Genomic DNA, 23,893 nt, shown 5'->3' with positions numbered 1-23,893 from the left:
GGTAGGGTCACGCACATGGTGGAAGGCGTCGCGACCCCGGAGGCAGTGTATCGATCCGGCGGCGGCGAGCCGCTGCTCCTGCTGCACGGTGTCCTGCTCACCTGGCAGTCCTGGGGCGCGGTGCTCGACGAGCTGGCCACCGGGCACACCGTGCTCGCCCCCACCCTCCCCGGCCACTGGGGCGGACCCGAGGCCGCCCGGCCCGCCACCGTGGCCGACCTGGCCGACCATTGCGAGCGCCTGCTCGACGAATCCGGTTGGGACACCGCGCATATCGCGGGCAATTCGCTGGGCGGCTGGATCGCGCTGGAACTCGCCGCCCGCGGCCGCGCCCGATCCTGCACCGCCATCGCCCCCGCGGGCCTGTGGCGCACGCCCGCCGCCGCCGATTCGCTGCTGCGCAAGTTCCGGGCCTTCGGCCCGCTCATCGGCCTGGGACCCGACCGTCGGCCGAGCATGCCCTCGCTGCTGCGCAGCCTGCTGCTCCCGCTGCTCGCCGATCGTCCCGCCCTGGTGCCGAATCCGCTGGCCAAGGCGATGACCGCGGCCATCACCGAATGCGCCATCGTCGATGACCTGGCCGAAGATCCGGATCTCCCAACGGGTTTCACCCGGCTGAGCGAACTGGACATACCCACCAGTATCCTGCTGCCGGACCGCGACCGCGTGCTCCCGCCCCACGTCTACGCCCCGCTGACCCCCACCGCCGCCGTCGAGGTGCGTCCCCTGCCCGGCCTGGGCCACGTGCCCATGCTCGAGGCTCCGGACCTGATCACCGCCGAGATTCGCGCCACCATCGCCCGCGCCGAGGCCCCCGCCCACCGCGCCTGACCCGGAGCCGGGCGCTGCCCGCGTCGATCCGGGTGGCTCGCATCGAATCGGGTAGTGATCGAATCGGGTAGTAATCGCGCGCGGCCCGGGTGTTTCTACTCATGTGAGTAAACGCCCAGGTCGAGAGTATGGCGGACATGAATCCCGCCATCGATCCCCGCCTGATCGCGCGGCTGTCGACCGAATTCACCTCGCTCAGCGAGCACCTGAACCTCCTCGGCCGCGACCTCGAAGCCCTGCACCGCCAGGTCCTCGCCGGCACCGGCACCCCGAACCCCGCGCCCGTCGCCACTACCCAGGCGACGGGCGCAGTCATGCCCGTTCCTACTGTTCCGCCCGCACCCGCTGGGTCGCCGGACCCGATTCCCCCGGGGGCGGCGTGGGCTCCCGGTCCGGCACAATTCGCGGGAACCGCTGCCGGCCAGGGTATTCCGACTCGGGCCACGTATCCCGGTCCGATTCCTCCGGTATCAGATTGGACTGTGCCTGCCATGGGAACACCGGTGGCGCACGGCATTCCGGCATACGGTGGTGCGTCGCGGCCCGGATGGGCGGCAGCCGGTGGGCCGCAGCCCTGGTATCAGCCCATGCCGTCGCCGCCGCAGCGACGTGCGGTGCCTGCCAGGCCGATTCGTCCGCCGTGGTGGCAGCGGGAAGGGGTGATCAGCCGGGCGCTGGCCATCGCCGGTGTCGCGGTCACCCTCATCGGCGTGGTGATGCTGCTGGTGCTGGCGGCGCAGGCCGGATTCTTCGGACCGGTGCCGAGAGTGGCTGCGGGGGCGGTGTTCTCGGCGGTGCTGGTCGCGGCTGGAACCCGGGTGTATGCGAAGGCGGGTGGCCGGGTCGGGGGAATCGCCTTGGCGGCCACGGGTATCGCCGGGGGATACCTGGACATCGTCGCGGTGACCACGATGTACGGCTGGCTGAACCCGGTGGTCGGCTATGTGGTCGCCTTCGGGATCGCGGCCGGCGGCGTGGCCCTGGCCGTGCGGTGGCGGGCGCAGGGGCTGGCGGTGCTGGTGCTGGCGGGTGCGGCGGTGCTGGCCCCGTTCGTGACCACCGAGTTGGCGCTGCTGGGCTTCCTCATCGTGTTGCAGATCGCCGCTCTGCCGGTGCATTCGGTGCGCGACTGGTCCTGGCTGCACGTGGTGCGGACCGTTCCGGCGGTGCTCGCGACCCTGGTCGCGGTGGCCGGCGCGGCATTGAATCCGGGAGGAGACGCGACCCCGGCTTCGAACCGGTTCCAGGTTCTCGCCGCCGCGATCGTCATTGCCGTCGCCGGGCTGACGGGTGCGGTGCTCGGTGGGCGACTCCGGGCCGGGGACGTGACGGCGAGCCTGAGCTTCGGCGCCGCGACGGTTCCGATGCTGGCCGCGCCGATCATGTTCGCCCGCACCGGGTCGGTACTCGTCTCGGCCACCGTCGCGACGATGCTGCTGGGGGTCGCGGTGGTGCCGTGGCTGCCGAAACTCGGTGCCGCCGCGCGGATTCCGGGGCATCTGGCGGTGGTGTCCGCGCTCGCGGGTGCGTTCGCATTGCTCGAGGCCTGCATCGGGATCGCGCGGGTGCAGACGCTGCCGGTGGCGTTGCTGCTGGTCGCCATGGGATTCCTCGGGGTGGCCGGGCAGCAGCGGGCGCGGGTGGCGGCGGGAATCGGTGTCGCGTTCGGTGCCCTCGGCGCGCTGACCTTCTTCTACCGGGCCGACATTGCGACCTTGGCCAACCAGCCGGAGGCTGAAGCGCACCTCGGCCTTTCGACCGCGTTGTCGGCGCTCGCAGTGCTGTCCACCCTGGCCGTCGCCGGTTGGTGCGCGCGCCGGATCGGCCTGCTGGACCGCGAATCCGAGGCGACCGTGCTGTCGGTGTTCGCCGGTATCGGGGCTCTGTACGCGGTGACGGCCCTGACCGTCTCCCTGGGTATCGCCACCGGGAGCCGCAACGGTTTTCTGGCCGGGCACGCCGTCGCGACGATCGTCTGGATGGCCGCCGCCACCGCGGCGCTGCTGTACGGCCTGCGCCGCCTGGCGCGCAGGCCGCAGCGGGCCAAGGTCGCTCTCGGCGCGGGGCTGCTGGTCACCGCCGCGGCGCTCGCGAAGCTGTTCCTCTTCGACCTGGCCACCCTGGACGGTCTGGTCCGGGCGGCGGCGTTCCTGGTGGTGGGTGTCCTGCTGCTCGTGGTGGGGACCCGCTACGCGCGGGCATTCGGCGATATGGACTCCGGCGTGCGGTCCGCGTAGCGCAGAGAGGTCCGGGTAGCACGGGGAAACAGGAAGGCCCGGCCGAGGATTCGGCCGGGCCTCGCTGATGTCCGATATCAGTCGTGGTTCTGGCGGCGGAGCAGTTCGTTGACGCTCACCGTGCGTCCGTCGCCGCCCCGATGCTTGGCGTCCTCGTCCGGATTCTCGGCGGGCGGGCGACGCCGTGAGGAGCGCAGATCCGACATCCACTGCTCGATGCTGCTGCGGCCGGGGCCGTCCTGCGGCGCATCCTGCGCGGCGTGGTGCGTCGGATGCTGTTCCTCGGCAGCGGTTTCCGCGAGCTGTTCGGTGGGCTCGCTCTGCTCCGGCTCCGGCGGGTGCGGCTGGTACAGCTGCGCTCGGGTCGCCGGATGCGGCGGGATCTTCGGCGGCGGCAGCACCCGCTCCGAACCGACCACCGGTGCGGGCGGCGGCGAATCCGCGGGCGCGGCAGGCGCTCCCGGCTGCGAGACCGACGGCATCGGGTTCACGGGGGCGACCGCCGGAGCCACGGCCTCGGGCGCACGCTGCGGCAGCCCGCTACCGGTATTCGCGGATCCCCGTGCGGGAGAAGCGAAGTCGCCGATGGGGTGCGGGGCCATCGGGCCCCGGGCCGCGCCCGGACCGGTGGGGTTGGCGCCCAGACCGGTGCGGCCGGAACCGAGATCGGTGGTCGGCGCGTCCTCCGAGGCCGCGCTGACGCGCCGGGGGGCGAGGGGCGGGGTGACCTCCGCCGGTGCGGCGGTACCGATTTCACCGACCGGCGCGGGCGGCTCGGGGGTGGGCTCACCGATGCCGACGGGCTTGGCGAAGGCCGGAGCCGCCGTGGTCGACGGGGTGACGCCGTGGCCGGGACGCATGGCGGCGGACGGGAATCCGGGCGCGCGCTTGGTCTCCGGGGCTGCGGCCGCGGAGCTTTCGGCGGGCCGCGCGGGCTCGGGGGTCTGCGGGGACTCGGTGCGCTGAGCGGGCTCCGCGGACTGGACGGGCTCGGCGGGCTGGGCCCGCTCGACCTTGTCGATGCGCTGGGTCGGGGCCTCGCTGTCCACGTCGACGGTGCGGGCCGGGCGCGGCTTGCGCGACCGCGCCGGGGCGGCGGTGCCGTCGGACAGGATCGGGATCTGCATGGTGACCGGGTCGGTGATCGGGGTGGTCTTCACCAGGTCGACCACCTCGCCGCCGCCGGGCCGCTCATCGTCGAGGATGGGCTCGCCCAGGCCGATCCGCTGCTGGATCTTCTTCATCCACTTGGGCGCCCACCAGCAGTCGTCGCCGAGCAGCTTCATGGTGGCCGGCACCAGCAGCATGCGCAGCACGGTCGCGTCGATGAACAGCGCCGACACCATACCGTAGGCGATGTACTGCATCATCACCAGGTCGGAGAACGCGAACGCACCCGTGACCACCAGCAGGATGAGTGCGGCGGCGGTGATGATGCGGCCGGTCTGCGCGGTGCCCGCGCGCACCGCCTCCGTGGTGCTCGCCCCCTGGGTCCGGGACTCGACCATGCGGGAGAGCAGGAACACCTCGTAGTCGATGGATAGGCCGTAGACCACGGAGATGATCAGCACCAGCACCGGCGACATGATCGGTTGCGGGGTGAAGTTCAGCAGGCCCGCGCCGTGGCCGTCGATGAAGATCCAGGTCAGGATGCCCAGCGTGGAGCCCAGGCCGAGCGCGCTCATGAGCGCGGCCTTGATGGGCAGTACCAGCGAGCCGAAGGTCAGGAACATCAGGATGGTGGTCACCAGCACCACCAGCGCGATCATCAACGGCATGCGATCGACCAGCTGATCGATGCTGTCCTGCATCATCACCGGGGTGCCGCTGACCATCACCTCGGCGCCGTCCGGGACGTCGATCGCCCGCAGGTCGTCGATGGTCTCGGTGATGTCGCTGCCCTTGTCCAGCGGCCGCGAGGTCGTCCACACATTGGAGCCGTTGGGCGGCGTCTGCGGGAGCGAGAACGTGGTCTTGGGCTGCAGTCCGCGGGCCTGGTTGGCCTCGTTGAGGATGGTGCCGATGTCCTTCGGGTTATCGGTGATGATGACCAGCTGGACCGGGTCGGCCTTGCGCAGCGGGAAGGTCTCGTCGAAGTGCTGCTGCGCCAGGCGGGTCGGATTGTCCGGCGGCAGATAGGTTTCGCTGATACCGCCGAACTGCAGGTTCTTCACCGGGATGATCAGCAGCAGCAGGCCGATGGTCAGCGGGATGGCGACCTTGAGCGGGTGCTTCATCACCCAGGCGGTGAGCTTGCCCCAGAAACCGTTCTCGATCTGCTCGGCGGTCTTGGTCTTGCGGAACCGCTTGAGCCCCAGCGCATCCACGCGCGGACCCAGAATGGACAGCAGCGCGGGCAGGATGGTGACCGCGGACACCGCGGCCAGTGCGACCGTCGCGATGGTGCCGTAGGCCACCGACTTGAGGAAGCCCTGCGGGAACAGCAGCATGCCGGCGCTGGCCGCGATGATCATCGTGGCGGAGAACAACACGGTGCGGCCGGAGGTCACGACCGTGCGCCGCACCGCCGCCTTGGTGTCGTAACCGTCGGCCACCTCCTCGCGGAAGCGGCTCACGATGAACAGGCCGTAGTCGATCGCCAGGCCCAGGCCGATCATCGAAACTACCGGGGAGACAAACGAATTCACCTCGGTGAACTTGGTGATCGCCATGACGATGCCGTTCGCGCCGAGCACCGTGAGACCACCGATGATGAGCGGCAGCGCCGCCGCCACGATTCCACCGAAGATGAAGAACAGCAGGACGGCCACCACCGGAATGGCGATGATCTCCATCCGCTTCTGGTCCTGCGCCATGGTGTCGTTCAGCGTGCCCGCGACCGGCTGCAGACCGGCGACCTCGACCTTGACGTCCGGAATGTAGAAGGCGTCCTTCACCTTCCGGTAGTTCCGCACCATGTCGGTGTCGTTGTCGCCCTTGATGGCGATGGAGGCGAAGGCGTGCTTGCGGTCCTGGCTGGCGGCCTGGGCCAGCTGCTGACCGGTACTGGTCTTCCACGGCGAGCCGTTGACCTGACTGATCTCCGGGTGCTTCACCGGCAGGTTGTTCAGGTTGTCGATGATCTTCTGATTCCACGCGGGATCATCGACGGTGCCACCGTCCGGCGCGGTGTACAGCACCACCACGTCGCTGGTGTGGTCGCGCCCGTACACCTGGTCCTTCAGGACCGCGGCCTGAGAGGACTGGGAGTTCGGGTCGAACCATCCGCTGGAGCTGAGATGGTCCTCCAGCCCGAATCCGAAGGCTCCGAGCGAGAGCATTGCCGCCACGACAACACCGAGCACGGTGTAGCGCAGCTTGTAGACCAGGTCGCCCCAGCGGGTGAACACTAAGCGACTCCTTGAGCGGGGCGGGAGGTGAGCAGGGCCGACAGCGGCCGGAACGGCTGCAGCCACGCACCCTCGTCGGGCAGCGAGTCGAGGCTGACCCGGGGCAGCGGTTCACGGAACACGCCCGGGATGTCCTCGAGGTCGATGAACTCGAGAATATCCGACGTGACCGCCCAACTCGCGTGCTCGCGGAAACCCAGCACCTGAACAGGCACGCCGGAGGCGGCGAGCTCCTCGAGCGGGGCGCGGAACGCCTGTCCGTCGGCGGAGGCCACCATGATCCCGGCCAGACCCGCGCCGCGACGGCGTAGTTCGATGTGGGAGAGCATGTCGCTGTCCACATCGGAGTCTTCGTCGATCTTGGGTTTGGCGAAGACGGCGTAGCCGACATTGCGCAGCGCCTCGACCCAGGGGCGCACCACATCGGCGGTGCCGGGGGCGATATTGGTGAAGACCGTGGCCTCGGGTTCGACCCGGGTGGTGCTGCCCACCGACAGTTCCGCGGTGCGGGCCAGCAGCCAGCGGCCCAGCGCGTCGAAGCGCGGGCGATAGGCGGCGGTCGGGCGTCCGCCGAGGATGGCGCCCAGGCCCATGTCGAGGTTCGGCGCATCCCAGACCAATAGGACGCGGCGCACATCGGTGGCGGTGCCGCCCAGGGCGACCCCGGCATTGCCGTGGAGCCCTGTGGTGCCCGATAGTTCGGTCGAATCGGCGCCGTGCATTATTCCGGCAACTTCCGACACACCGTGGGCCATCTCACTGACGCTCATGATTCGATCTTCCCCCAGATGAACTCGGTGATGGCGCTACCCGCGCGGAGTCCTTTGCTTTCGAACTTGGTAATCGGGCGTTCGAAACCAATCGGTGCTTTGTTCCGGTAGGCCTCGGGATCCCCTCCGGTCGGCTCGTTCATGCCGATGAGCTGGGGTTCCGCATTTCCGTGCTGGCCGATCCACTCGGCGTAGTCCGCATGGTCGGTCGCCACGTGCAACACGCCGCCCGGAATCAGCCGACTTGCGATGAGTGCGAAGGTTTCCGGCTGCAACAGCCGCCGCTTGTGGTGGCGCGCCTTCGGCCACGGGTCCGGAAAGAACACGCGCACCCCGGTCAGCGATTCGGGAGCAATCATATTTTCCAGGACATCCACGGCATCGCCGCGCAGCAGCCGGAGGTTGTCGATGCCCTCGCGCTCGACGCGCTGCACCAGCTGGGCCAGACCCGGCTTGTAGACCTCGATGCCGATCAGGTTGAACTGCGGCTCGGCCTGCGCCATGGCCGCGGTGGCGGTGCCGGTGCCACAGCCGATCTCGATGATCAGCGGCGCCGAGCGCCCGAACCAGGCGTCGGCGTCCAGCTTTTCGTCGGAGACGTCCTTGCCGATCACCGGCCACACCCGATCCCAGGCGTCCTGGCGCGCGGGCGATACCGCGCCGCGGCGGGCGCGGAAGCTGGTGACCCGGGGGTAGAGGCGGTTGCCCGCGGGCCGATCCGGCCGGCCGATGGCGGCTTCCGAGTGATCGGCGTCACCGTTGGACTGGGCGGGCCGCGGCCCGGGAACTGGCTCGGCAGTGTGGTTCGCGGCGTCGTTCACGGCGTCCATTGTCCAGTACCGGATAGTTCGCGCAGCAATCGACCACGGTTGCGGCGACCGCGATCACTCAGGCTGCCAGGCCCGAGACCTCGCCGGACGCCGGCGCGGCGGCCGGGCGCAGCGGCAGTCCGAGGGTGACTCGCATTGCGGTAGTTGCCATTTCCACCATGCCGCGCCAATGTGCCGGGGACAGCGCGACCGACCAGACGGTCTTGGTTGTGGGTTCGGTAAGAGTCTTCCCGGCCAGCCGATCGGCCAGCCAGTCCAGGCTCATCGGGGTCGCCAGCGGCAGTAGTGAGAAGTGCTCGCTGAGGCGATCGCGGACGTACCAGACCGCCGCGCCGCCCGCCCGGTACCGCTCGACCTGACCGTCGATGCCCGCGGCGTCGATGACCTGGTCGTGCACCGGCTGCACCACCAGCACCGGGCACGCGGGCGTGCGATTGCCCAGGCGCAGCTCGTCGAACATGTCCTCGAGATCCGGCAGGATCTCCGCCAGCGGACGCCGCAGATAGTCGTCCATGCGGCGGCCCACCAGCAGCGGCAGCACCGCGATCGGGCCCAGGGAGCGGGCGCGGTCCAGCAGGCGACGGCCCTCGGGGGTGAAGTCGCGGCGCACCACCTCGGCCAGCGCCGGGTAGACCTGTTGCAGCGCGGCGATCACGATCGCCGGAAAGCCCGCGAACAGGCCGCCGTTCAGGTTCAGGAACACGTGGCGGGGATCACCGACCGGCGCGCCCAGCACCGCCCCGACGATATTCAGCTCGGGCGCGTACTCGGGAGCCATCTCCACCAGCCACGAACTGGCCATGCCGCCACCGGAATAGCCCCATACGGCCACCCTGGTGTCCGGGCGCAGACCGAGCGGCGCGAAACGCAGTGCGGCGCGGACACCGTCGAGGCCGCGGTAGCCGGGCTCGCGCGCCACGCCGAAATTCCCCTGCGGCCCTTCATGATCGGCGATGCTGACCGCCCACCCGCGGCGTAGCGCGTTCGCGACCAGCAGCCATTCGAGCTGGGTGATGGAGCCGGGGGACAGGGCGCCGCGCTGCAGCGCGTAGGACGGGGCGCAGCGGTCGGTCACGGCGTCCATGGCGGTCTGGAAGGCCAGCAGCGGGCGCTCCGCATCCGGTTCGGCGCCCTCGGGCAGCAGCACGGTGGTGACCGCGACCTCGGGCCGGCCGTGCAGATCCTGGCTGCGGTACAGCAGCTGCCAGGCCGTCACGTGTTGCGGCACCAGGCCGAACAGCGCGATGTCGACCGGACGGCTGCGCAGAATCGTGCCCGCCGCGTGGCGGGCGAACCCGCGCGGCGGATGGAAGAAGGGGTCCCGGCCGGGCGGCAGCGGGCGGCTGCTCGGCTGCCCGGCCGCTGCCGGTCGTAGTGTCCCTTTCGGGCCCGGTGTCCCGGATGATTCGATGACGTCCGCATTGACGGTCATCGCCACCTCCCCTCGTCGCGCCCGGCCGTGGACCGAGAGGGATCGCCGCAGCCGTGCATCGGCCCTGATGCCGACCGAATCGCCAGAGTAGGGCAATCGCAGGTGTCTGTGAAGAGCGGTTGCGCCGAATTGTGCGGGCGCACAGAAGGACCCGGACCGGTCTGCTTCCTCACCGCCCGGCCAGCGCGTTTGTGATCCGAAATGCCCACGCGCCCAGGGGCTTCCGGCTAGGCTGCCCGCGTGCCGGTCGGGCGATCTCCGCGCATCCAGGTGACGGGCCGGGCCCGTGCGGGCAAAACCACCCTGCGACATGCACTGTCGCTGCTCACCGCTGAAGAAACCCGACCGGTCGACCAGCCCGGGCAACCGGACCCCGCACTCGACGCCGATCTCGTCCTCTATGTTCTCCCCGGCCTGGCCGGCCACGCCGACCGCCGCCTGCTCGCCACCGTCCACCCGGACCGCACCCTTGTGGTACTCAACAAGGCCGATGCCATCGGCGTCCGCTGGCCAGACGCCGCCGCGGCGGCCGCCGACCTCACCGCTGAACTCGGTCTGCCCGTCTTCCCGGTGGTCGCGTCCCTCGCCGCGCGCACCCGCTCGGGCACCCTCACCGACGCCGACCTCCGCACCCTCCACCGCCATCGCGACCGCCCCGACCCACCCCTCACCCTTTCGCACGACCTCTTCACCGCTCCCGATCTCGCCCCCGACCTGGAATCCCGCCGAGCCCTGCTGGACCGCTGGGACCTCTTCGGCGTCTCCTGCGCCCTCGCGGCCCTCCGCCGCCACCCCGCCCTGCCTCCGCAGCTACTGCTGCAAATCCTCCACTGCGCCAGCGGAATAGACCCCCTCCACCACGAACTCCACCGCCGCTACGAGGCAGTCGCCGCCGCGCGCGGCGATTGATTCGCCCGGGGCCAAGCCGAATACGCCGCCGGATACGAATCAGCGGTGTTGATCCCCGAACCCCGCCCCGCTGACTCGCCGCCGCTGCACGGGCTCGAACTGCCGCCGTTGCAGCGGCCGGCCCCGGCCGATGTGGACCGGTCCGTCCGGGGCGGTGCACCCGTCGCCGAACCTCCCGCATCGCCGGCCGAGCTGCCCGCGGCGGTGGAAGCCGTTGTCATGCGCTGGAATCCGCACGGTCTGGCCCTGCTGCGGGCGATTGTCCCGGAGCCGCGGACCGGAGTCACCGCGATCGCGCTCCTCGGCGGCGACGAGTCGCACGCGGCGGCATTGCGGGTCGAGTTGGCTCGGTTCCAGCCGCGTATCGACCTCATCGTCGTCACAGCGGCCGGAGCCGGCGCCGAGGACGCCGATCCATCGGCCGCGACCGCCGCGGGACCCGGGGCCCGCCCATGTCCCGTGGCGCTCGTCGTGCTCGACGCCGGGGCGCTGATCGGGGGCGAAATGCTGGCGCGGGTGCGGGCGCTGCGGGCGGACGGGACGCGGATCGTGTTCGCGCTGGATGGGATTCACGCGCATCGGCAGTGGCGGGAGGTGCGGAAGCTGGACGTCGAGCTGCTGGCGAAGGCCGGTGGCGAGAGCGGGGCGGAGATCGTGCCGGTGTCGGCGCGGATGGCGGCGGTGGCGCGGGCGGCGGGGGATCCGGCGCTGCTGGACCGGTCGGGGGTGGGGCTGTTGCACGCGCGGCTGGTCGCGGCGGCCGGGGCGGGAGCGGTGGGGGATCAGGTGGCGATCGTGCGGGAGCGGGTGATGACCGAGACGCGGCGGCGGATTCGGGCGCAGCTCGGGAAGCTGCGGGACGGCGGGGATGTGGCGGGGCTGCGGGAGGAGCGCGCGCGGCTGCTGGCGGTGAGTGACGGCGGGCGGGGCTCGGCCATGACGATCGTGCGGAATCGGCTGCAGTTGGCGCGAGTGGATCTGTTGCACGAGGTCGGAGCCAGAATCCGGGCACTGCACGGGGAGCTACGGGCCGAAATCGAACGCCTGCCGCGCAGCGCACACGCCGAATTTCCGCGGCATGTGAGCGATTCTGTGGAAAAACTCACACAGGAGACGGATCGGTCGATTCGCTCCAGGATCGGCGAATTGTGCCGTCAGGTCGAAGAATCCGTCGCGGAGGAATGGCATATATCTTTTCCGGCACCCGCGGAACGGGCGTCGAGGGCGGTTCCCGCGCCGGGTCCGCGGCTGCGAGGTGCGGAGGACCACCTGGTGATCGCGCTCGGCGCCTCGGCCGGCTTCGGACTGGGCCGGCTGGTGGTGGCTCCGCTGGCCCTGCTGCAGGCCTTCGACTTCGCGATCGTGCCGGTCAGTCTGCTCCTCGGTGCCGCCGCCGCGGGCTGGGTGGTGCGTGCCCGCCGGCACCTCGCCGATGGCGCTCACCTGCGGCAATGGGTGGCGGACATGCTGGTCGACGCCCGGGCGCAGCTGGAACAGCGGGTCGCCACGGCCCTGGTCGACGCCGAGGAACGGCTCACCGACGAGGTGCTCGGCAGTGCCACCGCGCGCATGGTGGAAACCGATCTGCGGGTCGGTGAATTGGAGGCGCAATTGCGGCAGGCGGCGCAGCGGCGCCCCGCTTTACTGCTGGCATGCGACCGTGACCTGGCCGCACTTGAATTCGCTCAGCGGCTGGTCGGAGGTTTCGACCCGGTACCGAGTGGACAACCCGATTCCGTACACCCCGATATATGGCGTTAACCTCTATGGCAGGAACCAGGGCATCCGTTGCGTTCTTGTACGCGCGTCCAGCCGGTACGGGCAAGCGTCGAGACCAGTGGGAGCCCTGCCGCAATTGGTGGCACTCGGTGTCGCGAGCCGTGGTCCTCGGCTCGATGACCTCGGGGCCGCCCATCTCAGGAGAGTTTTCATGACCTCAGCGACCATTCCTGGTCTTCACGATGGCACCGCGCCCACCGAGCACAAGGAACTGCTTGCCTGGGTACAGGAGGTCGCAGAACTCACCCAGCCCGACCGCGTGGTCTGGTCGGACGGTTCCGACGAGGAGTGGGACGCCCTCACCACCAAGCTGGTCGAGGCGGGCACCTTCAAGAAGCTGAACGAGAGCAAGAAGCCCAACTCGTTCCTCGCGCTCTCCGACCCCTCCGACGTCGCCCGCGTCGAGTCCCGCACCTACATCTGCTCGAAGACCGAGGCCGACGCCGGTCCGACCAACAACTGGGTCGACCCGGCCGAGATGCGCGCCACCATGACCGAGCTGTACCGCGGCTCCATGAAGGGCCGCACCATGTACGTGGTGCCCTTCTGCATGGGCCCGCTGGGCGCCGAGGACCCGAAGCTGGGCGTCGAGCTCACCGACTCCGAGTACGTCGTGGTGTCGATGCGCGTGATGACCCGCGCCGGCAAGGCCGCCCTGGAGAAGCTCGGCGCCGACCGGCCGTTCGTGAAGGCGCTGCACTCGCTGGGCGCGCCGCTGGCCGAGGGCCAGGCCGACGTGCCGTGGCCGTGCAACGACACCAAGTACATCACCCACTTCCCCGAGGACCGCGAAATCTGGTCCTACGGTTCGGGTTACGGCGGCAACGCGCTGCTGGGCAAGAAGTGCTACTCGCTGCGCATCGCCTCGGCCATGGCGCACGACGAGGGCTGGCTGGCCGAGCACATGCTCATCCTCAAGCTGATCTCGCCGGAGAACAAGGCGTACTACGTGGCCGCCGCGTTCCCGTCGGCCTGCGGTAAGACCAACCTCGCGATGATCCAGCCGACCATTCCGGGCTGGCGCGCCGAGACCCTCGGCGACGACATCGCGTGGATGCGTTTCGGCAAGGACGGGCAACTCTATGCCGTCAACCCGGAGTTCGGCTTCTTCGGCGTCGCGCCGGGCACCAACCACTCCTCCAACCCCAACGCGATGGCCACCATCGACGCGGGCAACACCGTCTACACCAATGTCGCGCTGACCGACGACGGTGACGTGTGGTGGGAGGGCCTGGAGGGCCAGCCCGATCACCTGATCGACTGGAAGGGCAACGACTGGTACGAGCGCGAGTCGGAAACCCTGGCCGCGCACCCGAACTCGCGCTACTGCACCCCGATGTCGCAGTGCCCGACCCTGGCCCCCGAGTGGGACGACCCGCAGGGTGTGCCGATCTCGGCCATCCTCTTCGGCGGCCGCCGCAAGACCACCGTCCCGCTGGTGACCGAGTCCTTCGACTGGCAGCACGGCGTGTTCATGGGCGCCACCCTGTCCTCGGAGCAGACCGCCGCCGCCGAGGGCAAGGTCGGCACCGTGCGCCGCGACCCGATGGCCATGATCCCGTTCATGGGCTATCACGTGGGTGACTACATCGGCCACTGGATCAACCTCGGCAAGAACGCCGACGCCCAGAAGCTGCCGAAGATCTTCTACGTCAACTGGTTCCGCCGCGGCGAGGACGGCCGCTTCCTGTGGCCCGGATTCGGCGAGAACTCCCGCGTGCTGGAGTGGATCGTCAACCGCATCGAGGGCACCGCGGAGGCCGAGGCCACCCCGATCGGCAATGTCCCCACCGCCGCCAACCTCGACCTCGAGGGCCTGGACGTGAACACCGCCGACGTCGACGAGGCGCTCGCGGTCAACGTCGAGGAGTGGAAGCGGGAGATTCCGCTGATCGAGGAGTGGTTCGAGTTCATCGGCGACAAGCTGCCCTCCGGCATCCGCGACGAGTTCGAGGCCCTGAAGCAGCGTCTCGCCTAGGGGCATGACGAAAACGGCTCGCCCGCACTGAGACTGCGGGTGAGCCGTTTGTGTTATGGGACGGGACGACTGATTTCGGGTGGCGAGGGTAACTCGCCGGGTACCCCCGAAATTGTGTCGGCTCGTAACCGCCGGCACGGGTGCACGTCTGGAAACGGCACCCGAGCCGCCCGCTAAAGGCTCGGGGAGGCGGGCGGCATGAGCAGGGACTTCTGCTCGCAGTAGGCGTCGAGGCCCTCGGGGCCGTTCTCGCGGCCGATGCCGGAGGTCTTGTAGCCGCCGAAGGGGGCGCAGGGGTCGAAGGCGTACCAGTTGATGGCGTAGGTGCCGGTGCGGACCTTAGCCGCGATGGCGGCGCCGTGTTCGATGTCGGTGGTCCAGACCGAGCCGGCGAGGCCGTAGTCGCTGTCGTTGGCGATGGCGACGGCCTCCTCCTCGGTGTCGTAGGGGAGGACCGAGAGGACCGGGCCGAAGATCTCCTCGCGGGCGATGGTCATGGCGTTGGTGACGTCGGCGAAGACGGTGGGGCGGACGTACCAGCCGGGGAGGTCGGCGGGGCGGTCGCCGCCCAGGATCAGGCGCGCGCCCTCGTCCTGGCCCTTGGCGATGTAGCCCTCGACGTGCTCGCGCTGCTTCTCCGAGATGAGCGGGCCCAGTTGGGCATTGGGGTCGTCGGGCAGGCCGACCGGGAGCAGGCCCACGGAAGCGGTGAGGGCGTCGAGGATTTCGTCGTAGCGGCCGCGCGGGGCGAGGATGCGGGTCTGGGCCACGCAGGCCTGGCCGCTGTTCATCAGGCCCGCGAAGGCGAGCTTGGGCATGTCGGCAATGTCCATGTCGGGCAACAGGATCGCGGCGGACTTGCCGCCCAGTTCCAGCGAGCAGCGCTTGAGCTGGCTGCCCGCGATGGCGGCGATCTTGCGGCCGACCGCGGTACTGCCGGTGAAGGTGACCTTGTCCACGCCCGGGTGGGAGACCAGGTATTCGGCGGCGTCGGCCTCGGCGGGCAGCACCGACAGCACACCCTCGGGCAGGCCGGCCTCGGCGAAGATGTCGGCGAGCAGGTTGGCGGCCAGCGGGGTGAGCGGCGCGGGCTTGAGGACGACGCTGCAGCCGGCCAGCAGGGCGGGCGCGAGCTTGTTGACGGCCAGGAAGAGCGGGACATTCCAGGCGATCACCGCGGCGACCACGCCGACCGGTTCGCGGGAGACCCGGGTGGTGCCGAACAGGCCGGTGCGAGATTCGGTCCAGGGGAAGGACTTTCCGAGCCCGGCGTAGAAGTCGAGGGTGGCGCGGGCGGGGACGTAGTTGAGGGTGCTCGCGGCCAGGGCGGGCGCGCCCATCTCGGCGGAGAGGGCGGCGGTGAGGTCGCCGGCCTTCTGATCGAGCAGGGCGACGACGCGGGTCAGCAGGGCGGCGCGCTCCTCCGGCGGGGTGGCCGGCCAGGGTCCGCTGTCGAAGGCCCGCCGGGCCGCGGCGACCGCGGCGTCGACGTCGGCGCGGGTGACGACGGGCACGCTGCCGACGGTTTCCAGGGTTGCGGGCGAGACGACGGGCAGGGTGTCGGCGCCGGCCGGCGCGGTCCAGCGGCCACCGATGAACAGACTCTGGTACTCCATGAGAACACGTTACAGTTTTGCGCTCGGTGCTGTCCCCCGCATGTGGGGCAAATGTCCCGCTGACCGGGATCTTCTTTGAAATTGGACTCCTCGGTTTCTAAGTCGTCCGGTTACCGGCGCGGCGAAACCTGATTCGGATTCGGGGTTGCCCGGCAGTGGCCTATGCTCGGCTCGGTACGCCTTTCTCCACCAATCCGGTCGGTTGCTATCTAATAGCTCTTCGAAAGGTAGATCCCCGCATGTCCGATGTGCGCCTCGACGACTTCCTGCTCGGTGAGCTGTCCGATGTCGATTCACCGGATACCAGCACTCCCATGCAGCGGGCTGCGGGTCAGTTGCAGCGGGTGCTGCCGCCGGGGTGGCGCGTCGAGGTGGTGGAGGCGACCTATCCGACGGTCCGGAAGGGGCAACCCGTCCTGCGACTTCGATTGCCCAAGGACTGATCCGCTCCGGATGTGCAGGGGTGTAAGTCATTCCGCATCCTTGCGGCAAACTGGTAGCAGTCCGCAGTATCGAATTCCGACCTGTTGGTTCGCTTTTCACCGAACGCACTATTGCATTCGGCAGCCGCAGCGAGCATGCTTTATAGCTACCGTGGATAGCTCGCTCGATTCATGAACCGTTACCGCACAGGGGAGTCCGAGTCATGGCGGTGCAAGTGGTCGGCAGATCGCTGATGACCAGCGATCTCACGCCGCATCAGGCGAAAAGCGTCGGCGCAGGCGGTTGGGTGGTGTCCTTCCTGCCGGGCCGGACCCTGACCACCGAGCAAGCCGCCGCCGCATTACAAGCGGCCGAAGCGGTTGCCACCGTGAACGCACTCGCCGGTCAGGTCGGCCTGACCGCCTTGGAGACGGTCGGGTTGGCTACCCAGGAGTCACCGTGGGGCGAACCCGAACCCTGCACCGGTCTACGCCGGATCTGGCGGCGCGGACTCTCCATACGCTGACCGCGGCAGCTTGGTCGCCACCACCACCAGGTTGCTGACCAGCAGCTCCCGCAGTAGCGGGACGTGCACCATCCACCAGGCCCAGCGCGGGTGATAGCGCGGGAACACCGCGAGAATCCTGATGTCGTCCGGAGTTTCGCGCGCCCACCGCACCCCCTCGGCAGCCCGCACCGCGAACAGCGAACGCCCGAAACGGTTCTTCGGCTCCCGCCCGTGCGTGCGCCGATACCGCCGCGCCGCGTACTCCCCGCCCAGGTAATGCCACGGCCCGGTCTCGTGGCCGCCGAACGGCCCGTGCCACACCGTGTACGAAAAGACCATGAGGCCACCGGGTTTGGTGACCCGCAGCATCTCCGCGGCCATCACCCAGGGCTGCGGCACGTGCTCGGCCACATTCGAGGAGATACAGATCTCCACCGCGTCATCGCGGAACGGCAGCGCCATCCCCGACCCGCGCACCGAGCCCGCGACCCGCAAACCGGCCGCGTGCATCTCCGACGGATCCGGCTCCACCGGCAGATAGCGGGCCCCCGCCCGGCCGAACTCTTCCGCGAAATAGCCCGGACCGCCGCCCACATCCAGCACGATCGTCCCGCGCAGCGACTTCCCGGTCAGATCCCGGTAGAAGTCCGACACCAGATCGGCGGTATCGGCCGCCACCCCGCCGTAGAACACGGCCGGATCGGACTGCTCGAACCGGAAACTGCTCAGCAGCCGTAGCGACCGGCGCAGCGTCGCCCGGCGGGCGAATCGCGGGCGACGCGGTCTGGTCTGATCGGCTCGAAGCACGGCGGCAAGTTTCGCACAGCCGCGCACCGGCCCGGACACCCGCTCACAACCTCGCACCACGGCATCGATTCGCGGCACGCGCAGGTCGGATGACCACTGCTGGCCCGGAACGGGCGGGCGCGCTATATGGTGGAGCCCATTGTCCGCCTGTCCCCGACCGACCCTGACCCCCTGGAGATCCGCCCGTGCGTGAAGTGCTGCTGCTGTGCTGGCGCGACACCGGGCATCCGCAGGGCGGCGGGAGTGAGCGGTATCTGGAGCAGGTCGGGGCACAGCTGGCCGCACGCGGTGTCAAGGTCACGCTGCGGACCGCGGGCTATCCCGGTGCGGCAAAGCGGGAGTCGATCGACGGCATCGAGATCAGCCGGGGCGGTGGGCGGTTCACGGTGTATCCGCGGGCGCTGGCGGCCATCGCGCTGGGCCGGTTCGGGATCGGCCCGCTCAAGGGGTTGCGGCCCGACGCGGTCATCGACACCCAGAACGGCATCCCCTTCTTCGCCCGGGCCGCGACGGCCGCGCCGACCGTAGTGCTCGTGCATCACGGGCACCGCGAGCAGTGGCCGGTGGCCGGGCGGCTGGTCGGGCGGATCGGCTGGTGGATCGAATCGCGAGTGTCGCCGCGTGTGCACCGCGGCAATCAGTACCTGACGGTTTCGCTGCCGTCGGCCGAGGAACTGACCGCGCTCGGGGTGGCCGGGACGCGGATCGCGGTGGTGCGCAATGGCGCCGAACCGATTCCCGCGCAGGTGCCGGCCGGCGACGACGCCACCCGCACCGCGCACCCCAGCATCGTGGTGCTCTCGCGGCTGGTGCCGCACAAGCAGATCGAGGACGCCATGGCCGTGGTGGCCGGGCTGCGCGGGCGGATCCCGGGCCTGCACCTCGACGTGGTCGGCGACGGCTGGTGGGCCCCCAATCTGCGCGCCCACGCGCACCAGCTCGGGATCGCCGACGCGGTCACCTTCCACGGCCACGTGGACGAGGACGAGAAACACCGGCTGCTGGGCCGCGCCTGGGTGCATGTGCTGCCCTCGCGCAAGGAGGGCTGGGGGCTGGCGGTCATCGAGGCGGCCCAGCACGGGGTGCCCACGGTCGGGTACCGCAGTTCACGCGGGCTCACCGACTCCATCGTGGACGGCGTGACCGGGCTGCTGGTCGACGATCCGGCCCAGCTCGTCGAGGCCGTGGGCGAACTGCTCGGCGATCCGGAATCGCGGATGGTGCTGGGGGAGAAGGCGCGGGCGCGGGCGCGGGAATTCTCCTGGGAACAGACCGGGAACGGCGTCTACGAGGTGCTGTCCGCGGTGACGCGCGGCGACCGGGTGAGCGGATTGATCGCGCCCGCGCGAGTGTGATTCGCGGGCATCGCGATTCGGCAAAGCCGCGACGCGTTTCTCCTATGGTTCATAGCATCGAGGCATGTGGATCATTCTCGTCATTGCGTTAATCAGCATTGTCGTGATCGGGGTGGGATTCGCGCTCGGCTTCCCCCGGGACTGACCGCCGTGTGACGGAATGGATTGCGGCGGTGAGGAATCCGCTGGCCAGCAGTGCGGCCCATAGTAGATGTGCGGCGCCCGACAGGCGGCGGTTCGCGGCCGAGGCGTCGTGGGCGGCGATATCACCAGGTACCCGGTACAGCTGCACATCCCGGTCGGCGTACACCGGATTCAACTGCGCCAGTGTGGTTTTCGATTCACCCATCGGTCCGGGCGTACCGCCCTCGACCAGCACCCAGCCGACCCCCAGCTCGGCCAGCCGGTTCGCGGATCCGCCCTGCAACAACAGGTTCTCCACCTTCCGGGCCCGCTCGCCCTCGCCGGACACCACGCCGCCGCGCACGGGAAGTTCACCGGTTTGCAGCACATCTCGCTTCAGCATGCGCGGAGCCGGATCCAGGACCGGCGCACTCCCCGAATACCGGAACTTCCGGAACATCCCGCCCGGCAGCACCGCGACATCACCCGGCGCGTCGACCGCGCCGGCCACCCGCTGCCATCCGGCCGGATAATGCACCGGCCGCAGCGCGCCCCCGACTCCCCACGCCAGATCCGGAAGTGTGAGGAACAGGATCGCGAGGAAAAGCACTGCGGCCCCTCCGGTTCGCGCCCGCGGCGACGCGGTGCTCGCACCATCCACGACCATGGTGGAAATCCAGCGCCCCACCACCCGGCATCCGGCGGCCGCGCACAGGGCATACGCAGGAACGGCCAGCGCCACGAACTTCTGCGTATCCCGCAGCAGCCCGGCCCCGGGCACCCTCGTCACCAGAAACTCGCCCGCCGACAACCCCCACCCGGTAGCCCCCAGCGCGGGCAGCACGATCGCCGCCACCGCCAGCCAGACCAGCCGCCGCCGCGCAACCCGCGCCTCGTCGTGCCTCGGATCCCGGGAAGATTCACCATCCGGCACGCTGCCTGGTTCGGCCGAGCCGTTCGGACGAACACCGGTGTGATCCGGGTCGTGGGCCGCTGTGCCCGAACGAGATTCGATGTCCGTATCCGGCACGCTGCCTGGTTCGGCGGTGTCGTCTGGCCGTACGTCGGTGTGATCCGGGTCGTGGGCCGCTGTGCCCGAACGAGATTCGATGTCCGTATCCGGCACGCTGCCTGGTTCGGCGGTGTCGTCTGGCCGTACGTCGGTGTGATCCGGGTCGTGGGCCGCTGTGCCCGAACGAGATTCGACGTCCGCATCCGACACGCTGCCTGGTTCGGCCGTGTCGTCTGGCCGTACGTCGGTGCGATCCAGGTTGTGGGCCGCTGCGCCTGAACGGGATTCGGAGTCCGTGCCGGCGTCGAGGACCGCGCGTACGCCGGTTGCCACGAGAGCGAGCAGCAGCACGGTTGCGACCAGGGCGAAGAAGGTGGTGCGCGACCCGGGTACGGCGGTGCTGTTCCAGATGCCGCCCAGACCGGCGAGGCTGCCGAGGGTGCCGAGCCAGGGTTCCGCGCGGGCCGCGAAGGCGGCGATGCCCGCCGGATCCGAGGGTTCCGCGCCCGCACCCGACAGTGCCGTCGCTGTCAGCCACGGGGCCGCGGACAGGATCCACAGTGCCGCCGTGACAGGCAGATTCCGCTTGCCGACCAGCAGTAGTGCCACCAGCCCCGCGAGCAGCGATCCGGTCGGCGTGAGCCCCGCCGCGGCGAGAAACCCTGCCGGCCCGGCCCACGCACCGAGCCCGCCCGCCCACCCGGCGGTTGCGGAGCGCGCACGTAAGCGAGTGGCGAGCAGGGCAATCCAGGGCAGCGCCGCATAACCGGTGAGGAGGCTCCAATGGCCCTGTAAAAGGCGCTCGGCCACATAGGGATTCCAGATGGCGACGGTCGCCGCCACCAGCTGTGGGCCCAGCGATACGCGGAGCAGGTCGCGGGCCAGGCAGGCCGCACCCCAGCCGGCCTGCCACAGCGCGGTCAGCAGTATCGCTTTGACGAGGAGGCCGCCGTCCACCACCGTCGATCCGACGGCGATCAGCGCGTCCTGCGGCACGGCGCGCGGCGCGGCATCGCCGAGCCCCAGCGCGGAATCGGTGAGATACGACCGCGGTGTACTGACCGCGTCCCGCAGCAGCAGGTATCCGGACCCGAGCAGTGGCCCCAGCACGATCAGCGCGAGCACCAGGCTGTACCCAGCGGGTACCAACCTGACCCAACCCCGCTCCCGGCCCTGCGAACTCACACCGGCACCCTACGTTCCGTTCGGCCCGAGTTCGGGGACCCGCGTTGGGTTCTCGGTCTCGTCGCGCGCGCCCCGCAGGGCCAGACCGGTGATCACCAGCGTCGTGAGGGCAGCCGTCGCCGTGGCGATGACGATCAGCGACAGCACCGAGTGCGCGCAGGTCAGCATGACCGCGATCCCCACGCCGAGCCCGACCCAGGTGATAGCGGCCGGTGCCGTCCGGTCGGCGGCGATCGCCGACAGCAGGGCGGCCTGCAGGACCGCCAGCAGCGCGCCCTCGAGCGCGAACAGCCACAGCAGTCCCTCGATCGGTGCGTAATCGCGCCCCGCGAACAACGGGGCCAGGGGTGCGGCCACCGCCGCCCCGAGGACCGTGATGGCCCCGATCCCCACCAGCACCGCCAGCGCCGACCGCACGGCGCGCACGGAGTGCTGCGGGTGCGCCATCTTCGGATACAGCACCACGCCGACCGCCTGCGGCAGCCAGAACGCGATCTTCGCGGCAATGGCCCCCAGGGCGTAGCGCCCGGCGTCGTTCTCGTCCAGGATGATTCGCGACACCAGCAGATCCGCCGCCGACAAAGCCGTCAAGGCCGCTTGCACCTGCACGGCCCGGAACACCGCCGCGACGCCGAGCCCCACGGCCGCCGTCCGGCGCGGTGCCGCGGATCCGGAATCTGCTCCCGGACGCGGGGCTACGGCCGGAACTTCCTCGGTGACAGCGGGACTCGACCAAGTCGGCGAGCCGGAGGTGCTGTCGTCGCTGGCGTTCGGCAGGGTCGCGCCGGCCTCGCGGCCGTGGCCGGTCAGCGCGCGATCGGCGATCCGGCGGGCCACGATCGCCGCCAGGGTCGCACCACCCGCGCCGGCCCACAGCGCGGGCGCCGAACCGAAACCGCAGGCCAGCACGATCAGGGCCGGCGTCACCCGGACGATCGTCGCTCCGCCCAGTACGGTGGCCAGCTCCCGGAACCGGCTGCGCCCCTGCAGGATTCCCTGCTCGCCCGCGAGCAGCACCAAGGCCGGCGCGGAAAACAGCGCACCCGCCGACGCCGCCACACCGACCTTCAGCACCGCGCCGACCACCGGAACCAGCACCAGCGCCACCACCGCGACCAGGCCGGCGCAGCGCGCGGTCAACTCTCGCGCGGCGCGCACCGGTGCACCCCGCACCACCTCCCGCGCGACCACGTTCTGCAGTGCGAGCGCGGGCACCGCGCACAGCATCTGCACCGCCAGCAGGCTCGCGAACGAGCTGTATCCCGACACCCCCAGCCATCGGCTGGCGAGCAGCTGCAGCAGGTATCCCGCCACGTTCGCGGTCATCGCCCCCGCCGTCACCAAGGTCAGGTCCTTGACCACGGGCAGACGGCGTACAACGGGCACGCCCGCAATGCTCCCATCCGTCTCGACCACCCCGGCCGCGCACCCCTGCGCCACGCTCCCGCCCCTGTGCCGCCGCCATCGACCAGCGCGGGACCGTCAGCGGCACCTCGGGCGGAAACGGAAGCGGCCCAGCACCTTCACAGGTGCTGGGCCGCGGTGAACCGGGAGCCGCTAGGGCTTCTTGTTCATGTCGATCTGCTGGGTCGGGGCGTCGAAGTTGCCGGGACCGCCGGAGGGGGCCGGGGCGACGCGGCGGACCGGGGTGCGCCCGTTGCCGTTCTTGCCGAGGAAGCCGAGCAGCAGGCCGACGATCAGGAACACCAGGGCGAGGACGCCGAGGACGATCGGCAGGATGCGGCCGTACAGCGACAGCTTGTCGATGTTGTCCTTGGCCACCGAGATCTGCGACTCGATGGTGTTCTCGTCGAATACCAGGGTCGACTTCAGGGCGGTCACCTCGGGCTTGTCACCACTGCGGGCGTAGAACAGGTGGATCTGCTCCTGGCCCTTGATGACGGTGCCGGTCTGCGGCTCGACCCACAGGTCGCGGGTGTTGGTGTAGAAGCGCGCCATGGTGACGTCGCCGTCGCCCTCCACGCCCCACTTCTCGGCGGGCAGGGTCAGCTTGTTGGTCGGCGAGTTGGCGACGGTGGAGAGATCGGTGACCGGCACGGCCATCTGGAAGTGGTAGACCTTCAGATTGTTGATCTCGGTCTCTTCGACGTAGTTGATGTCGTAGGTCTTGCGCACGTTCAGATCGAAGTACGGGTAGGTCTTCTTGTCCGTGCCGATCGGAAAGCGGTACTGGAGGCCGGTGTGCTGCACCGGGTCCATCACGCTCTCGCCCTTCTTGTCGACCGTCACGCCGATCGCACCGTTGGGGCCGCCGTCCACCGACTCCACCGGCTCACCGGTCTTGCGGTCCACGGTGACGCGGTCGATGGTCGCGGTCAGCAGGCCGGTGTCGCCCTGCTTGTCGGTGCGGCGCAGGGTCTGACCGGCCTGGATGGTCATTTCCGAAGCGTCCGACGGGTCTTCGACGGTGAGGAAGCGCTGCGAGACGAGCGGGACGTTCTGGTCCACCTTCGCCGAGCCCGTTCCCGAGGTCAGCGACTTGGAGTCCAGCACCTCACTGGGAGCGCCGTTCTGCGGATTGGTCGCGACGGTCGTGATCTCCAGGTCCAGCGGGGTCTTCGCCAGCCGACTGACCGTATAGGTGGGGACCATGATCGCGGCGACGAGCAGCATCGCACCGAGCCCCACGAGTACGCAGGCCACCGTCCTTCTGGTACCGGCACTGAGTGCCATGCAGGTTCTCCTCGTCGTCGAACACGTGTTTCCTCCAGTACTGCGGTCGCCGCG

General features: G+C 70.0%; 17 protein-coding genes. 8 read left to right on the top strand and 9 right to left on the bottom strand.

Translation table 11 applies throughout. The annotated features are described in order from the left end of the window. Nucleotides 1-15 precede the first annotated feature (15 nt). Nucleotides 16-831 carry an alpha/beta fold hydrolase gene (locus ACFXKA_RS27745; RefSeq protein WP_379429525.1) on the top strand — a complete coding sequence of 272 codons (816 nt, stop codon included), beginning with the start codon at nt 16-18 and terminating at the stop codon, nt 829-831. 491 nt (nt 832-1,322) lie between these two features. Then, a complete protein-coding gene (locus ACFXKA_RS27740; RefSeq protein WP_379429524.1) occupies nt 1,323-3,068 on the top strand; it encodes a DUF2339 domain-containing protein in 1,746 nt (581 codons plus the stop codon). Between the two features lie 77 nt (nt 3,069-3,145). Here ACFXKA_RS27740 and ACFXKA_RS27735 read toward each other — a convergent pair whose 3' ends face one another. Genes ACFXKA_RS27735 through ACFXKA_RS27720 form a run of 4 tightly spaced genes read right to left on the bottom strand, consistent with a single transcriptional unit; the run spans nt 3,146 to nt 9,450 of the window. Beyond that, nucleotides 3,146-6,418 (bottom strand): MMPL family transporter, encoded by a 3,273-nt coding sequence (locus tag ACFXKA_RS27735; protein WP_379429523.1) that lies wholly within the window; start codon nt 6,416-6,418, stop codon nt 3,146-3,148. Next, the gene (locus ACFXKA_RS27730) at nt 6,418-7,188 is read right to left on the bottom strand and encodes an NYN domain-containing protein (RefSeq protein ID WP_354841194.1); all 771 of its coding nucleotides are present in this window, start codon (nt 7,186-7,188) and stop codon (nt 6,418-6,420) included. The genes ACFXKA_RS27735 and ACFXKA_RS27730 overlap by 1 nt, the downstream gene beginning before the upstream one ends. Then, nucleotides 7,185-8,018, bottom strand: a complete 834-nt coding sequence (gene trmB / locus ACFXKA_RS27725; RefSeq protein ID WP_379429522.1) for a tRNA (guanosine(46)-N7)-methyltransferase TrmB — start codon at nt 8,016-8,018, stop codon at nt 7,185-7,187. The genes ACFXKA_RS27730 and trmB overlap by 4 nt, the downstream gene beginning before the upstream one ends. Nucleotides 8,019-8,076: 58 nt before the next feature. Beyond that, a complete protein-coding gene (locus ACFXKA_RS27720) occupies nt 8,077-9,450 on the bottom strand; it encodes a lipase family protein (RefSeq protein ID WP_379429521.1) in 1,374 nt (457 codons plus the stop codon). 240 nt (nt 9,451-9,690) lie between these two features. Between ACFXKA_RS27720 and ACFXKA_RS27715 the strand changes: the two genes are divergently transcribed. The 3 genes from ACFXKA_RS27715 to ACFXKA_RS27705 all read left to right on the top strand — a co-directional run bounded on the left by ACFXKA_RS27715 (nt 9,691) and on the right by ACFXKA_RS27705 (nt 14,116). Beyond that, nucleotides 9,691-10,359: a hypothetical protein gene (locus ACFXKA_RS27715; protein ID WP_379429520.1), complete on the top strand. Its 669-nt coding sequence runs from the start codon at nt 9,691-9,693 to the stop codon at nt 10,357-10,359. A 45-nt stretch (nt 10,360-10,404) separates the two neighbouring features. Then, nucleotides 10,405-12,120, top strand: a complete 1,716-nt coding sequence (locus ACFXKA_RS27710; protein WP_379429519.1) for a hypothetical protein — start codon at nt 10,405-10,407, stop codon at nt 12,118-12,120. Between the two features lie 169 nt (nt 12,121-12,289). Next, nucleotides 12,290-14,116, top strand: a complete 1,827-nt coding sequence (locus ACFXKA_RS27705) for a phosphoenolpyruvate carboxykinase (GTP) (protein ID WP_379429518.1) — start codon at nt 12,290-12,292, stop codon at nt 14,114-14,116. Between the two features lie 173 nt (nt 14,117-14,289). Here ACFXKA_RS27705 and ACFXKA_RS27700 read toward each other — a convergent pair whose 3' ends face one another. Beyond that, complete coding sequence (locus tag ACFXKA_RS27700) at nt 14,290-15,732, bottom strand: aldehyde dehydrogenase (RefSeq protein ID WP_379429517.1); 1,443 nt, start codon at nt 15,730-15,732, stop codon at nt 14,290-14,292. Between the two features lie 239 nt (nt 15,733-15,971). Between ACFXKA_RS27700 and ACFXKA_RS27695 the strand changes: the two genes are divergently transcribed. Next, a complete protein-coding gene (locus tag ACFXKA_RS27695; protein ID WP_354841214.1) occupies nt 15,972-16,175 on the top strand; it encodes a hypothetical protein in 204 nt (67 codons plus the stop codon). A 203-nt stretch (nt 16,176-16,378) separates the two neighbouring features. Continuing rightward, nucleotides 16,379-16,681, top strand: coding sequence for a hypothetical protein (locus ACFXKA_RS27690; RefSeq protein ID WP_379429516.1), 303 nt, complete (start codon nt 16,379-16,381; stop codon nt 16,679-16,681). On the opposite strand, the gene ACFXKA_RS27685 is transcribed toward ACFXKA_RS27690, so the two are convergent. Further along, nucleotides 16,643-17,470: a class I SAM-dependent methyltransferase gene (locus ACFXKA_RS27685; protein WP_379429515.1), complete on the bottom strand. Its 828-nt coding sequence runs from the start codon at nt 17,468-17,470 to the stop codon at nt 16,643-16,645. The genes ACFXKA_RS27690 and ACFXKA_RS27685 overlap by 39 nt on opposite strands. Before the next feature lie 185 nt (nt 17,471-17,655). On the opposite strand from ACFXKA_RS27685, the gene ACFXKA_RS27680 reads away from it, so the two are divergent. Then, a complete protein-coding gene (locus ACFXKA_RS27680; protein ID WP_379429514.1) occupies nt 17,656-18,825 on the top strand; it encodes a glycosyltransferase family 4 protein in 1,170 nt (389 codons plus the stop codon). Nucleotides 18,826-18,913: 88 nt separating this feature from the next. On the opposite strand, the gene ACFXKA_RS27675 is transcribed toward ACFXKA_RS27680, so the two are convergent. The 3 genes from ACFXKA_RS27675 to ACFXKA_RS27665 all read right to left on the bottom strand — a co-directional run bounded on the left by ACFXKA_RS27675 (nt 18,914) and on the right by ACFXKA_RS27665 (nt 23,839). Continuing rightward, nucleotides 18,914-21,145, bottom strand: coding sequence for a hypothetical protein (locus tag ACFXKA_RS27675; protein WP_379429513.1), 2,232 nt, complete (start codon nt 21,143-21,145; stop codon nt 18,914-18,916). A 9-nt stretch (nt 21,146-21,154) separates the two neighbouring features. Beyond that, on the bottom strand, nt 21,155-22,531 hold the full coding sequence (locus tag ACFXKA_RS27670) for a polysaccharide biosynthesis protein (protein WP_379429512.1): 1,377 nt from the start codon (nt 22,529-22,531) through the stop codon (nt 21,155-21,157). Nucleotides 22,532-22,702: 171 nt separating this feature from the next. Then, nucleotides 22,703-23,839 carry a DUF3068 domain-containing protein gene (locus ACFXKA_RS27665; RefSeq protein WP_379429511.1) on the bottom strand — a complete coding sequence of 379 codons (1,137 nt, stop codon included), beginning with the start codon at nt 23,837-23,839 and terminating at the stop codon, nt 22,703-22,705. Nucleotides 23,840-23,893: the final 54 nt, after the last annotated feature.

The sequence above is a fragment of the Nocardia sp. NPDC059228 genome (genome assembly GCF_042754245.1).
In the GTDB taxonomy this organism is placed as follows: domain Bacteria; phylum Actinomycetota; class Actinomycetes; order Mycobacteriales; family Mycobacteriaceae; genus Nocardia.
This window is presented reverse-complemented; position numbering and strand designations above follow the sequence as displayed.